Below are 11,935 nucleotides of genomic sequence, written 5' to 3' on the forward strand. Positions count from 1 at the left end.
CCACACACAGACCCTGTGCGGTCCCAACGGGAGGGGAGCCCCGCGGGACCGCACAGTTCTGTGCCCACGGCGTCTAACCCTGTGCCAACCGCGTCTAACCGCGTTTTGACCTGCGACGACGCGCACAGGTAAGCTGCCTCGTTGGCGTGCGGTGCCGTCACGGCAACGCGGGTCCCGGGTCAACGTCGGTCGCCGGGATACACCTTCCGTCACGCCAGACCGTCACCCGGGTCTCCGGGGTCCGAGCGGGGTAAAACCCGAGATGAGAAGGGTAAGCACTGTGCCTACGTACACGCCGAAGGCGGGTGACACCACACGTTCGTGGTACGTCATCGACGCCACCGACGTGGTGCTCGGCCGGCTCGCCGTCGAAGCAGCCAAACTGCTGCGCGGCAAGCACAAGCCGACATTCACGCCCAATGTCGACGGTGGCGATTTCGTCATCGTCATCAACGCCGAGAAGATCGCCGTCAGCGGCGACAAGCTCAACAACAAGTACGCCTACCGCCACTCGGGTTACCCCGGCGGCCTTCGCCGGCGCACCATCGGTGAGCTGCTGCTGAAGCACCCGACGCGCGTCGTGGAGAACGCGATCGTCGGGATGCTGCCGCACAACAAGCTCAGCCGGCAGATGCAGAAGAAGCTGAAGGTGTACGCGGGATCCAACCACCCGCACGCTGCGCAGCAGCCGATTCCTTTCGAGATCAAGCAGGTGGCGCAATGACAGAGGCATTCGAGACCGTCGAGCCGACGACCGAAGATGTTGCCGCGGACGTGGCGCCCCGCGAGCCGGTGTACATCGACCGCCCGATCCAGACCGTCGGCCGCCGCAAGGAGGCCGTGGTGCGGGTGCGCCTCGTGCCGGGCACCGGCAAGTTCGACCTGGACGGCCGCACGTTGGAGGCGTACTTCCCCAACAAGGTGCACCAGCAGCTGATCAAGGCACCGCTGGTGACCGTCGACCGGGTGGACAGCTTCGACGTCTACGCCCACCTCGACGGCGGGGGCCCGTCCGGCCAGGCGGGCGCCCTGCGTCTCGCCATCGCCCGCGCGCTGATCATCGTGCAGCCCGAGGATCGCCCCGCGCTGAAGAAGGCGGGTTTCCTCACCCGCGACCCGCGTGCCATCGAGCGCAAGAAGTACGGCCTCAAGAAGGCGCGCAAGGCGCCTCAGTACAGCAAGCGCTGATCGTTCCGCCGAATCGCCGGGCACATCTTCGGATGTGCCCGGCGATTCGCAATGTGTGACGTCACACAGCGCTGGTTCAGTAAATGGTCACCGTGGCAGGCGCCATCCGGTATCGCGCAATTTGCGACGCGAGAACGCGCGCGGCATTCGATGTGCGAGTTAGTTGGACCGCGGCGCTCAATCGCGAATATCCGCTGGGTGGGTTCGAACTCCCGGGCCAAGATCGGAGAACCTCGAGTCGAAGCACGGGCGCTGTCCAACGGCGTCGGCGGACCTTCTGCCCCCGGGGGCGAGTCAGTCACTCGCACCCAACCGGGCCGTGGCTTCGTGACTGAGAAGTAGCAGTACCGTGAACAGCATCCTGAACAACACCGCCGCCGGGACACCGTGGGTGGCCTCCTGTTCACCGCCGGGCTCGGGCTGGCCAACGCTCAGCCGGCTGAGTCCCTGAGAGCGTCGTCACCGTCGCCGTCGGCAACACCGCGATCCTCGGGGACGTCGACGTCGAGATGGCCGCCACCGTCGCCGGTGCGATCTGTGGCCCGCCGACCTCCGACGTGACCGCTCTGGTCGAGCGGGTCCGCAGCGAGGGCACCGACCAGACGGTGTGCGAGAACCTGCCTGGTGGCGCGCTGGCCATCAAGAACGGCGTGCGGCTATCGAGGCGTCCGGTGCCGAGGCGCCCGATGAGGCGAGTCGAACGCTCCGGCCGATTCCGTCCCGACCGGATAATCGGTTCGCCTGCTCGGTGTGTCGTCTGCGCGGCAGTTGGCTCCACGGCCGCCATGTGTGAGAAGTTTGTCCAATGGCTCGACTGTTCGGCACCGACGGCGTGCGCGGGGTCGCCAACCGCGACCTGACCGCCGAGCTCGCCTTGGCGCTCGGCTCCGCGGCGGCGCGGCGGCTCAGCTCCACGGGACAACCGCGGCGCCGAGTGGCGGTGGTGGGGCGCGACCCCCGGGCCAGCGGCGAGATGCTGGAGGCGGCGGTGATCGCCGGCCTGACCAGTGAAGGCGTCGACGCCCTGCGCGTCGGGGTGCTGCCTACCCCGGCGGTGGCGTATCTGACCAGTGCCTACGACGCCGACTTTGGCGTGATGATCTCCGCATCGCACAACCCGATGCCCGACAACGGCATCAAGATTTTCGGTCCCGGCGGACACAAGCTCGACGACGCCACCGAGGACCGCATCGCTGAACTCGTCCAACAGGGCCCGGGGGGGCGGCCGGTCGGAGCGGGAATCGGCCGGGTGGTCGACGCCCCTGACGCCCTCGACCGCTACCTGCGCCACGTCGGCAAGGCTGTCACCACCGGCCTCGATGCGCTGACCGTCGTGGTCGACTGCGCAAACGGCGCCGCATCGTTGGCCGCGCCGCCGGCTTACCGCGCCGCCGGAGCCAACGTGCTGACCATCAACGCCGATCCCGACGGCCTCAACATCAACGACGGCTGCGGGTCGACGCACATGGGGGCCCTTCAGGCGGCGGTCGTGTCCTACGGCGCGGATCTGGGTCTTGCCCACGACGGCGACGCCGACCGCTGCCTGGCCGTCGACGCCAACGGGCGTGTGGTCGACGGTGACGCAATCATGGTGATCCTGGCGCTGGCCATGCGTGAGTCCGGTGAGCTCGCGTCCGACACGCTGGTCGCGACGGTGATGAGCAACCTCGGACTGCATCTGGCAATGCGGGAGGCAGGTATCGAGGTCCGCACCACCAGCGTCGGTGACCGGTATGTGCTCGAGGAACTGCGGGCCGGGTCGTATGCGCTCGGCGGCGAGCAGTCCGGCCACATCGTCATGCCCTCGATGGGCACCACCGGTGACGGCATCCTGACCGGTCTGCGGTTGATGTCGCGGATGGCGCAGACCCGCAGGTCGTTGGCGCGGCTGGCCGAACCGATGCAGACAATGCCGCAGGTGCTGATCAACGTCGAGGTCGCGGACAAGGCGACCGTCGCGCAGGCGCCGTCAGTGCGGACCGCGGTCGCCGAGGCCGAGGCGGCGCTCGGGGAGACCGGGCGAATCCTTCTGCGTCCCTCGGGCACCGAACAGGTGGTCCGGGTCATGGTCGAGGCGGCCGACGAGGACACGGCCCGGCAGTTGGCTGTGCGGGTGGCCGAATCGGTGAGCGAACAGCGCTGAACTGTGGAACCGCCGGGCACCGCGCGGCGTCTTAACTGACATGGGAGCAGTTCGGGCCGCCCACGTCGACGGTGCGGCACTTGTCAGGATCGCCGCGCAGTTCGACAGCACGGCCAACGTCGTCGAATCCGTTGTCCGGACAAAGCTTGCGGCGTTGTCGTTCGACGGCTCGGCCGCAGGCCAGGACTATGCCGCGCACGGCGAGGCGTTGCGCGCCGCAGTGGACGACGTCGTCGTCGGGTTGCGCGGGTGGGCGCGCTCGGCGGCCGGAATCGCTGCCGAGCTGCGCGCCTCGGCTGCGCGGTACGCCCAAGCCGACGCCAACGCGGCATCCCGGGTGCGTTGAGCCATGGTGGACACCTTCGACGTGGCGGGCCGGTTGGCCGAAGGACGTCCTGCTGTCGACGATCTCGCACGCTACGCCTCGGCGTGTCAGGCGCTGGGCACCTGCGGGGACGGCCTCACCGACCGGGTGGAGCAGGCCTACACCAGTGAAGCGGGGCTGGATCTGAACGCGCTCGACGCCGATCACGCCGCCCTCCGCGCGGCTGTGGCCGCGCTGCGCGACGCACAGGAACGACAGGACACGCAGTTGAACGCGCTCGGCGCGGCGTGGACGGGGGCCGGCGCGGATGCGGCCGCCGACTTCCTGCGCCGGCACAGTACGGCGTCGACGCAGGCCGTCACCGCGCTGTCCACCGCAGCCGAGCAGGTGGGCGCGCTACGAGACGAACTCTGGCGAATCGTGGATGCCAAGGTTGCGGCCGCCGAGGCGGTCGACGCGAGAACCGACGGTGTGCGCGCGGAGTGGCGGGCGGCTGCGGACACCGTCACCACCGGCTTCGGTGACCGGTCCTCCGCCAGTGAACTGGTCGACGCCCACGTCGCACCGTTCGTCGAACAGGACGTCCGGGGGGAGTGGGTCGCCGCCATGGAGGCTGCGAGCGCTGCGGTCGCCCAGTGCTTCGACGCCGCGACCACCGCAGTGAAAAGCGAGCCGGCGCCGAGCTTTCCAGAGTCCACCGAGTCGTGGATGCCCGCACCTGTGCCGGCACCCGCTCCCGTGTCCGCGCCGGCATCCGCGCCCGCGCTGGTACCCCCGCCGATGACCGAACCGGCGGCTGCGGCACCGATGCCGGCTGCACCCGTGCCGCCAGCCGGCGCGCTACCGGATGTGGGATCGGGCCTATCAGGTCTTTCCGGCCTGTCCGGGATGGGAGGTATCGGTCAACAGCTCGCCGAGATGGTCGGCGGTCTGGTCCCGACGATCGGTGACGCACTCGGCGACGCCCCCGAGCTTGATGAACCCGAGGATGCGCTCGAACTCGACGAGCAAGACGACGAAGACGGCACCGAGGAACAGGACGGCACCGAAGAAGAAGCAGACGAAGAAGAAGCAGACGAAGAAGAAGCAGACGAAGAAGAAGTAGACGAAGAAGAAGCAGACGAGGAGCAGACGGACGAGGAAACGGACGAGGAAACCGACGAGGAAACCGACGACGAAGAGAACAAAGACAGTACAGACCCCGAATCCGAAACTGCACCCGAACCAGGGTCCGAGGAGCCGGCTGCGGTTGAGGAACCGGTCGTCGCCGCCGACGGGCCCGTTCCCCAGCCGCTCGCCGCGACACCCGCCCCGACTCCCGCGGCACCGTTGGCGGCACCGATCCCGCCCCCACCCGGGCCGATGCCGGCCACTCCGTGCGAGATCGCCGCCGACGAGGTTCCGCAGGTAGGGGAGTGATGCCGTTGCGATAGGAGTCCCGAACTCAGGGCAGCAGCGCCTGAAGCTCTTCCACGTAGCGGATCGACTCTCGGCGGTCAGCCGTCACCGGCTGCAGCAGGACAGTGGTGGCACCGGCCTCCGCGTAGGCGGCCAACCGCTCCTTGACGAAGCCCGCCGACCCGATCAACGACACCGAGCGGACCAGTTCGTCGGGCACCGCGGCGATGGCCTCGGCCTTCTTCCCGGACAGGTAGAGATCCTGAATTCGGTCAGCCACCTCGCCGTACCCATAGCGTGTCACGAGGTTGTGATAAAAGTTCTTGCCGCGGGCGCCCATCCCACCGATATACAGCGCCAGTTGGGGTTTCACCCACTCCAATCTGTCGTCGACGTCGTCGCCGATCGCGAGTGCCGCGCTCACCATCACCTCCAGCGGGCCGAGCTCGGGGCCGCGTTTGGCGAACCCCGCGCGCAGGGCGTCGCCCCACACCACGTCTGCTTTCTCGGGATAGAAGAACACCGGCTGCCAACCTTCGGCGATCTCGGCGGTGAGCTCGACGTTCTTGGGCCCGAGCGCCGCGATGGTGATCGGAATACGTTCTCGCACTGGATGGTTGATCAGGTGCATCGGTTTGCCAAGGCCGCTGCCGCGGTCCGCGGGCAACGGGATCTGGTAGTAGCGCCCGTCGAATTCGACGTTCTCGCGCCGCCACACCTTCCGGCAGATCTCCACAACCTCACGGGTCCGGCCCAGTGGCGCGTCGAACGGGACACCGTGGAAGCCCTCCATCACCTGCGGACCGGACGTGCCGATGCCCAACCGGAACCGGGCATCGGAGACGTAGTCCAGCCCGGCGGCCGTCATCGCCAGCAGCGAGGGGGTCCGCACGTAGATCGGCACGACTCCGGATCCGAGTTCGATGCGCGAGGTCTTGGCCGCCAGGTATCCCAGTTGGCTGATCGCGTCGAACGAGTAGGCCTCCGCGACCAGGGCGATGTCTACTCCGACCTTCTCGAGTTCCACCACGTCCTCGACGGCCTCACGGAAGCCGTCCGCATAACTCATGAAGATGCCTGTGCGCATCACCAGGTTATACACCCGGCGGTTGGTCGAGCGAACACACTACGGCTTCAGCAGCGCGACGACTTTGTTCTCCAGACCGACCGGTTCGTCGGCGTGCGGATCCATCAGGTGGGTCCTCGGCAGCACCGCATCCGGATCACCGAAGTCGCGGTAGGCCTTGTCGCCGGTCAACTCGTGCAGCAGATATCCCGTCAGCAGCGCGCGCACGATCTTCTGCGTGCCTTTGTCCTCACCCGGCAGCTTCAGCGCGCGCGCCAACCGGCGGCCTTCCACGAGGCCGCCCGCCGTCACCTTGTTCACCGCGCGCAAGGTCGCGGGCTTCCACGCCCGCGCCAACTCCACCGCATTGGACCGCAGCGACACTGGACCGCCCGGATCGGCCAGGATCAGCCCGGAGACCTGCAGCGACGCCGCTGGTTGCTCGGCGGGCGGGCGGGACACCGTCGGGAAGAGGGCGGCCACCGCCTTCAGCCGAGACGGCATCCCGGCGGCCGTGAACACCGCGGCTGATCCACCGAAACCGTGTCCGGCAACCGCCAGTTTCGTCGGATGCACGCTGATCTTGCCGGGGCCGAGTCGCACCCCGGCGATGATGTCCAAGGTGGTGCCCAGGTCGAAGGCAAGGTTGAGCACCGACGGAGCGATTCCGGTCTCGGTGTCGGGGGCGGCGGCGACGATGCCCCACGACGCGAGGTGCTCGAGCGTGCCGCTGTAACGCATCCCACTGGCCAACCAATCGTGACCGAACGCGACACCGGGCAGGTTCAGCCCCGACTCAGGGGTGTACACCACGCCGGGCAGCCCGGCGAAGGCCAGATCACCGCGCAGAACGCGATGCGGGCCGCGGCGGGTCAAAGCCTTGAACAGCTTCTTTGTGCTGGCCACCTGATGACCGTAGCTCACCGGTCCCGGGAGGGTCTTGCACTACCCTGGTTCTCTATGTGCGGAATCGTCGGTTACGTCGGGCCTCGTCCGGCCTGCGGCATCGTGGTCGACGCACTGCACCGGATGGAGTACCGCGGGTACGACTCGGCGGGCATTGCGCTACTGGACGGACACGGCGGGATGACCGTGCACCGGCGTGCCGGCCGGCTGGCCAACCTCGGTGCGGTCCTCGGCTGCGCGGCACCGGAGACACTGTCCGGTTGCAGCGGTCTTGGCCACACCAGGTGGGCGACGCACGGCAGGCCCACCGACCGCAACGCGCACCCGCACCGCGACTCCGACGGCAAGATCGCCGTCGTCCACAACGGCATCATCGAGAACTACGCCCCGCTGCGTGGTGAGCTCGAAGCCCAGGGTGTCGAGTTCGCCAGCGACACCGACACCGAGGTCGCCGTCCATCTGGTCGGGCGCCAGTACCGCTACGGCGACACCGCTGGCGATTTCCCGGCCTCGGTGCTCGCGGTACTGCGCCGGCTCGAGGGGCATTTCACCCTGGTGTTCGCCAACGCCGACGAACCCGGCACGATCGTCGCGGCGCGCCGGTCGACGCCGTTGGTGCTCGGGATCGGTGACGGGGAGATGTTCGTCAGCTCGGACGTCGCGGCGTTCATCGAGCACACCCGCCACGCCGTCGAACTCGGACAGGACCAGGCCGTCGTGGTTACCGCGGACGGGTACACCGTCAGCGACTTCCACGGCAACACCGACGACGCCAATGCGCGGGAATTTCATATCGACTGGGACCTGTCGGCCGCCGAGAAGGGTGGCTACGAGTACTTCATGCTCAAGGAGATCGCCGAGCAGCCAGCGGCGGTGTCCGACACGCTGCTCGGGCATTTCGTCGACGGCCGGATCGTGCTCGACGAGCAGCGTCTGAGCGATCAGGAACTTCGCGACATCGACAAGGTTTTCGTGGTGGCCTGTGGAACGGCGTACCACTCGGGGCTGCTGGCCAAGTACGCGATCGAACACTGGACCCGGCTGCCTGTCGAGGCCGAACTGGCCAGCGAGTTCCGTTACCGCGACCCGGTGCTGGACCGCAGCACCCTGGTGGTGGCGATCTCCCAGTCCGGTGAGACGGCCGACACCCTCGAAGCGGTGCGGCATGCCAAGAAGCAGAAGGCCAAGGTGCTGGCGATCTGCAACACGAACGGCAGCCAGATCCCGCGCGAGGCCGACGCCGTGCTCTACACCCGTGCGGGACCGGAGATCGGCGTCGCGGCGACCAAGACGTTCCTCGCTCAGATCGCCGCGAACTATCTCCTCGGTCTGGCGTTGGCGCAGGCCCGTGGCACAAAGTACCCCGACGAGGTAGCGCGGGAGTACCACGAGCTCGAAGCGATGCCCGGCCGCGTCGAGCAGGTGCTCAAGCAGCTCAACCCGATGGTGGAGCTGGCGTGGCGCTTCGCCGACAAGCCGACGATCCTGTTCCTCGGCCGGCATGTCGGCTATCCGGTGGCCCTCGAAGGTGCGCTCAAGCTCAAGGAGCTGGCGTATATGCACGCCGAGGGTTTCGCCGCCGGTGAACTCAAACACGGTCCGATCGCGCTGATCGACGACGGCCTGCCGGTGATCGTGGTCATGCCATCGCCCAAGGGGGCGTCGATGCTGCACGCGAAGTTGCTGTCGAACATCCGCGAGATCCAGGCCCGCGGCGCGGTCACCATCGTGATCGCCGAGGAGGGTGACGACACCGTCCGGCCGTTCGCGGACCACATCTTCGAAATCCCGGCCACCACAACGCTTTTCCAGCCGCTGCTCTCCACGATCCCACTGCAGGTGTTCGCCGCGGAGGTCGCCCGGGCCCGCGGCTACGACGTCGACAAACCGCGCAACCTGGCGAAGTCCGTCACCGTCGAATAGTTGAACGTGGCCGTCCCGTGCCGCCGACATCGTCGAGTAAGCCCACCCGCACGCACCGCCTCCCCACGTAGGGTGTGGCTGATGCGGCACTACTACAGCGCGGAGGCGATCCGCGACGCCGAAGCACCGCTGCTGCAGCGCCTCTCCGACGGCGCTCTCATGCGGCGCGCAGCGTTCGGTCTGGCGACGGCGATCGCCCGCGAACTCACCGCACGCACCGGTGGCGTCGCCGGGCGGCGGGTCTGTGCGGTTGTCGGGTCGGGTGACAACGGCGGTGACGCACTGTGGGCCGCCACGTTGCTGCGCCGGCGCGGGGCGTCGGCCACCGCGGTGCTGCTCAACCCGGACCGTGCCCATCCGAAGGGGCTCGCCGCGTTCCGCGCGGCCGGTGGTCAGGTGGTCGAAAATGTGCCTACGGCAACGGATCTGGTGATCGACGGCGTGGTGGGCATTTCCGGTTCCGGGGCGCTGCGGCCCGGCGCGGCCGAGGTGTTCGCCGCCGTCGACGACGCCGGGATCCCGGTGGTGGCCGTCGACATTCCCAGTGGCCTCGACGTGCAGACGGGTGCCGCCGACGGGCCGCACGTGAACGCCGCCTCGACCGTGACGTTCGGCGGCCTCAAACCCGTACATGCCCTGGCAGAATGCGGCAGGGTCGAACTCATCGACATCGGTCTGGACCTGCCGCCGTCGGATGTACGGGGCGTCGAGGCGGCCGACGTGCGGAGCCGGTGGCCACGGCCGGGACCGAAAGACGACAAGTACACCCAGGGTGTGACCGGCGTGCTGGCCGGTTCGTCGACCTATCCGGGTGCGGCGATCCTGTGCGCCGGGGCCGCTGTGGCCGCCACCAGCGGTATGGTGCGCTACGCCGGAAGTGCTGCCGCCGAGGTCGTTTCGCACTGGCCGGAGGTCGTCGCCGCGCCCAACGCCGCGGCGGCGGGGCGGGTGCAGTCCTGGGTCGTGGGCCCCGGCCTCGGGACAAACGAGGCGGCCGCGGCGGCGTTGTGCTTCGCACTGGACACCGACCTGCCGGTGATCGTCGACGCCGACGGGCTCACGCTGCTGGCCGCCCACCCCGACCTCGTCGTCGACCGCGGCGCGCCCACCGTGCTCACGCCGCATGCCGGGGAGTTCGCACGGCTGGCCGGATCGCCACCGGGAGACGACCGGGTCCGCTCGGCCCGCAGGGTGTCCGAGCAGCTCGGCGCCACCGTGCTGCTGAAGGGCAACGTCACCGTCGTCGCCGAACCCGGCGGCCCGGCGTACCTCAACCCGGCGGGTGAGGCGTGGGCCGCCACCGCCGGTTCCGGCGACGTCCTGTCCGGGATGATCGGCGCGCTGCTGGCCGCCGGCCTACCCGCCGGTGAGGCCGCGGCGATGGCGGCGTTCGTCCACGCCCACGCCGCGAACGCGTCCGCGGCCGACCCCGGTCCTCGAGCGGCGCCCACCTCGGCGTCGCGCATCCTGCACCACATCCGCACCGCACTGGCCAGTATCTGACCCTCGAAAGGAACCGATGATGTCGCGCACGCACGGTCACGTCCCGCAGATCTCGCCCGCCTACACCGGCCGGTTGGCGATGGCGCCGGTGCCGTCGCTGCGGCTGCCGGACGAGGCGATGGATCCCCAGGCGGCCTACAGGTTCATCCACGACGAACTGATGCTCGACGGCAGCTCGCGGCTCAACCTGGCCACCTTCGTCACCACCTGGATGGACCCCGAGGCCGACAAACTGATGGCCGAGACGTTCGACAAGAACATGATCGACAAGGACGAGTACCCGGCGACCGCAGCCATCGAGCAGCGTTGCGTATGCATGGTGGCCGACCTGTTCCATGCCGAGGATCTCCGCGACGACGACCCCGACAGTGCGATCGGGGTGTCCACGATCGGGTCGAGCGAGGCCGTCATGCTGGCCGGCCTGGCGATGAAATGGCGGTGGCGCCAGCGCCTCGCCGGCGATACATGGAAAGGTCGGACCCCGAATCTGGTGATGGGTTCGAACGTCCAGGTGGTCTGGGAGAAGTGTGGTCTGGGAGAAGTTCTGCCGCTACTTCGACGTAGAACCGCGCTACCTGCCGATGGAGAAGGGGCGCTACGTCATCACCGCGGATCAGGTGCTCGAGCACGTCGACGAGGACACCGTCGGGGTGGTGGCGATCCTGGGCACCACCTACACCGGTGAACTCGAACCCATCGAAGACATCTGCGCCGCCCTCGACAAGCTGGCCGCCGACGGTGGCGTGGACGTGCCCGTCCATGTCGACGCGGCCAGCGGCGGGTTCGTGGTGCCGTTCGTGCATCCGGAGCTGATGTGGGACTTCCGGTTGCCGCGTGTGGTGTCGATCAACGTCAGCGGGCACAAGTACGGGCTGACGTATCCCGGGATCGGCTTCGTGGTGTGGCGCAACGCCGAGCACCTGCCCGAGGAACTGGTGTTCCGGGTGAACTACCTGGGCGGCGACATGCCGACCTTCACCCTGAACTTCTCCCGGCCGGGCAATCAGGTGGTCGGCCAGTACTACAACTTCCTGCGGCTGGGCCGCGGCGGCTACGCGCAGGTCATGCAGTCGCTGTCGCAGACCGCTCGGTGGCTGGGCGACGAACTACGCAACAGCGAGCACTTCGACCTGATCACCGACGGCTCGGCCATCCCGGTGGTGAGCTTCCGGTTGAAGGGCGACCCCGGCTACACCGAGTTCGACATCTCGCAGACGCTGCGCTCCTATGGCTGGCAGGTGCCGGCGTACACGATGCCCGAGGGCGCCGAGGATGTCACGGTGCTGCGGGTCGTGGTGCGAGAAGGGTTCTCCGCCGACCTGGCCCGCGCTCTGCGCGACGACCTGGTCACCGTGCTCAGACATCTCGACGAGATCAAGCCCGGCGGCCACTTCGACGAGGTGCAGCCGTTCGCCCACTAGCCAGCCGCTCGACGAGTCAGACCTGTCGCACGCTTGCCGCGGCGCGGCGGGCGTCAACTCCG

At 68.4% G+C, this 11,935-nt stretch carries 9 protein-coding genes and 1 pseudogene; 8 read left to right on the plus strand and 2 right to left on the minus strand.

The features are described from left to right. Positions 1 to 280: 280 nt before the first annotated feature. The 5 genes from rplM to G6N07_RS03655 all read left to right on the plus strand — a co-directional run bounded on the left by rplM (position 281) and on the right by G6N07_RS03655 (position 5,075). Positions 281 to 724 carry a 50S ribosomal protein L13 gene (rplM, locus tag G6N07_RS03630; protein WP_085192344.1) on the plus strand — a complete coding sequence of 148 codons (444 nt, stop codon included), beginning with the start codon at positions 281 to 283 and terminating at the stop codon, positions 722 to 724. Next, entirely contained in the window at positions 721 to 1,188 is a 468-nt protein-coding gene (rpsI, locus tag G6N07_RS03635; RefSeq protein WP_085192343.1) for a 30S ribosomal protein S9, read from the plus strand. The genes rplM and rpsI overlap by 4 nt, the downstream gene beginning before the upstream one ends. Before the next feature lie 805 nt (positions 1,189 to 1,993). Further along, positions 1,994 to 3,331, plus strand: a complete 1,338-nt coding sequence (gene glmM, locus G6N07_RS03645) for a phosphoglucosamine mutase (protein ID WP_085192342.1) — start codon at positions 1,994 to 1,996, stop codon at positions 3,329 to 3,331. A gap of 40 nt (positions 3,332 to 3,371) precedes the next feature. Further along, positions 3,372 to 3,677, plus strand: a complete 306-nt coding sequence (locus tag G6N07_RS03650) for a DUF7162 family protein (protein WP_085192341.1) — start codon at positions 3,372 to 3,374, stop codon at positions 3,675 to 3,677. Positions 3,678 to 3,680: 3 nt separating this feature from the next. Continuing rightward, a complete protein-coding gene (locus G6N07_RS03655; RefSeq protein ID WP_085192340.1) occupies positions 3,681 to 5,075 on the plus strand; it encodes a hypothetical protein in 1,395 nt (464 codons plus the stop codon). Positions 5,076 to 5,100: 25 nt separating this feature from the next. Here G6N07_RS03655 and G6N07_RS03660 read toward each other — a convergent pair whose 3' ends face one another. Together G6N07_RS03660 and G6N07_RS03665 are read right to left on the minus strand one after the other, a co-directional pair. Beyond that, on the minus strand, positions 5,101 to 6,141 hold the full coding sequence (locus G6N07_RS03660; RefSeq protein ID WP_085192454.1) for an LLM class F420-dependent oxidoreductase: 1,041 nt from the start codon (positions 6,139 to 6,141) through the stop codon (positions 5,101 to 5,103). Between the two features lie 39 nt (positions 6,142 to 6,180). Continuing rightward, a complete protein-coding gene (locus tag G6N07_RS03665; RefSeq protein WP_085192339.1) occupies positions 6,181 to 7,026 on the minus strand; it encodes a dienelactone hydrolase family protein in 846 nt (281 codons plus the stop codon). A gap of 54 nt (positions 7,027 to 7,080) precedes the next feature. On the opposite strand from G6N07_RS03665, the gene glmS reads away from it, so the two are divergent. From glmS to G6N07_RS03680, 3 genes and pseudogenes are all read left to right on the plus strand, one after another. Beyond that, positions 7,081 to 8,949 carry a glutamine--fructose-6-phosphate transaminase (isomerizing) gene (glmS, locus tag G6N07_RS03670; RefSeq protein WP_085192338.1) on the plus strand — a complete coding sequence of 623 codons (1,869 nt, stop codon included), beginning with the start codon at positions 7,081 to 7,083 and terminating at the stop codon, positions 8,947 to 8,949. Positions 8,950 to 9,030: 81 nt separating this feature from the next. Then, entirely contained in the window at positions 9,031 to 10,452 is a 1,422-nt protein-coding gene (locus tag G6N07_RS03675; RefSeq protein WP_085192453.1) for an NAD(P)H-hydrate dehydratase, read from the plus strand. Between the two features lie 19 nt (positions 10,453 to 10,471). Further along, a pseudogene (locus G6N07_RS03680) lies at positions 10,472 to 11,873 on the plus strand (glutamate decarboxylase). Positions 11,874 to 11,935: the final 62 nt, after the last annotated feature.

The sequence above is a fragment of the Mycolicibacterium doricum genome (assembly GCF_010728155.1).
Classification (GTDB): domain Bacteria; phylum Actinomycetota; class Actinomycetes; order Mycobacteriales; family Mycobacteriaceae; genus Mycobacterium; species Mycobacterium doricum.

Excerpts from the sequence above, each read along its gene's own strand:
- G6N07_RS03650 (WP_085192341.1), top strand. The coding sequence starts at position 3,372 with ATGGGAGCAGTTCGGGCCGCCCACGTCGACGGTGCGGCACTTGTCAGG.
- rpsI (WP_085192343.1), top strand. The coding sequence starts at position 721 with ATGACAGAGGCATTCGAGACCGTCGAGCCGACGACCGAAGATGTTGCC.
- glmS (WP_085192338.1), top strand. The coding sequence starts at position 7,081 with ATGTGCGGAATCGTCGGTTACGTCGGGCCTCGTCCGGCCTGCGGCATC.
- G6N07_RS03655 (WP_085192340.1), top strand. The coding sequence starts at position 3,681 with ATGGTGGACACCTTCGACGTGGCGGGCCGGTTGGCCGAAGGACGTCCT.
- G6N07_RS03675 (WP_085192453.1), top strand. The coding sequence starts at position 9,031 with ATGCGGCACTACTACAGCGCGGAGGCGATCCGCGACGCCGAAGCACCG.
- glmM (WP_085192342.1), top strand. The coding sequence starts at position 1,994 with ATGGCTCGACTGTTCGGCACCGACGGCGTGCGCGGGGTCGCCAACCGC.
- G6N07_RS03660 (WP_085192454.1), bottom strand. The coding sequence starts at position 6,141 with ATGCGCACAGGCATCTTCATGAGTTATGCGGACGGCTTCCGTGAGGCC.